Origin of the sequence: Gudongella sp. DL1XJH-153 (assembly GCF_049310905.1) — a bacterium.
Taxonomy (GTDB): Bacteria; Bacillota; Clostridia; order Tissierellales; family Tissierellaceae; genus Gudongella.
The window spans coordinates 1-1,840 of record NZ_JBMEMN010000071.1; the positions used below are offsets into that span (position 1 = coordinate 1).

1 protein-coding gene is annotated in these 1,840 nt (G+C 38.4%); it reads right to left on the reverse strand.

Annotated features, from left to right (window positions below):
- Positions 1-248: 248 nt before the first annotated feature.
- Positions 249-1,700 carry an IS6 family transposase gene (locus ACOEN1_RS13355; RefSeq protein ID WP_422487387.1) on the reverse strand — a complete coding sequence of 484 codons (1,452 nt, stop codon included), beginning with the start codon at positions 1,698-1,700 and terminating at the stop codon, positions 249-251.
- Positions 1,701-1,840: the final 140 nt, after the last annotated feature.

Here is a 1,840-nt window from a genome sequence, read left to right on the forward strand (position 1 = left end):
GATAGTGTAAAGTAGCTTATGAAAAGAAGAACTACAATGAATAGCTACTACTTAGAGGATAATATTGAAGTTCAATCTTCTTGACTGCACAGCAAACAATGCTCCGACGTATTACAACCAGCGAAAAAGGGCAATAGATAATCATTTTTCTCTGTTGCATCGCAGCATTTTAGCATTGTTATCCTAGCCGTCAAGAACAAGCCAATCAGAGATTGGGATTGAACTGACCCAGCTCTAAGGACAATGAATCAAGATAAGGATCTAGCATTTTGTTGTTGGAGGATGATTTGTTGACCCTGGTAGAGGAGTAGTTGCCATTTGCCAGGCATGTTATCAGCATTAGAAAGCATTTGAACCTCATTAAGCCCTCTTTTCCATTTGTGAAGTTTGTGAGGCCTGAGAAAGTTGTAATAGGCAACCCAAAGGACTACACCAAGCTCGGCGCCCTTTTCATTGTCATAGCCACAGGTTACCCTGTAAGAAGACTTGAAAGTCCTGTTAAGCCTTTCGATGACCTGTTTAAAGGGACGATACTCCTTGGATACAGCATCATCATTAGTTAATCCGATAACCTGAGTAACAGTAAGGGGAATACCTCTAAGGTTAAACTGTTGAGCAGCAAGAGGATATGCAGAATAGCCATCAGCAACAAACTTGATAGATTTAAGTTGATCAGAAGACCAAGATTTAAATTTATCCATAGCCATCCTCATGGTTAGTATGCAAGGGGCAACGCCACGATTATCGGAAACCTGATAGCCTAGGATAGATCTGGTTACCTTATCAGCAATGAGCCAAACATATCCTTTAAGACCTTTAACCTTAATGTAGGTTTCATCAGCTGTAAGCAGCCCCGAAGGGCTGTAGTCAAAAGTATCCACGAAAGGCTTGATGATTACAGCGGCAGTTTTGGCATAATTGGCAACCATAGTGTGAGAGATATTAATGCCGTGAACCTCTTTGAGAGCGTGGGAAGTTTTTCTAAGAGATAAGCCAAGATTCACGTGATAAGTAAGAGCAAGGCCCATAATATGAGCATTGTTCCTTCTAAAGTTAAAGGAAGTAGCCCATTTGGGAAGAGCATAAAGATCCATTTTAAAGAAATCCATAACAAATTCCCGATATATGTATCTTAGTTTGAACTTGTATCTCTCAGAAGATGGCAAATCCTTTGGAAGATTGCGAAGGTTGGACTTGTAATAGGAACAAGCATCATTGGTACACTTGTGGATATTAAAGTGAAGCCTGCTTTTCTTGTGATCAAGGGTGTTCCCGCAATAAGGACACTTAAGAACAAGAGGCTTAGGAATAGTAGAATGATTCTGGAAACGTTCGTTGCAAACCTTGCAAAGAAATTGTCCAGCAGAACCATTGTTGGCATAGATATACTCATGAGGTGCGTTGCATCTAGGGCATACAGTAGATTTTAAGACAGGAGTTCCGTTTTTTCTGGATACAGGCCTAAGAGGTTTCTTGTACTTCCAGAGATAATACTTAAGAAGGAATTGGTAGTCCTGTTTTTCGAACTTGATGATGACAGGAAGTTCATCAACCTTGAATTTCTGGTATTTTGGACTTGTGGAATCCTCAAAGGAAAATTGATTAAGAGGAATGAATTTAGAAATAAACAATAAAAGTTCATTAATCTGCTTATGCAGGTATTGAATATAGGTAAGTAAAAATAGTATAATTGAGTTCATAACGACACATCCTTTTTTAGTTAATTGTTGTGTGATGACTCAATTATACAAAAAAACAGGGGGTGTCGTTATCTTTTTTTGATAACTATTGAAATTACAATATTTTATAGCTATTTTAAAGGGATAAACTTGACACTACC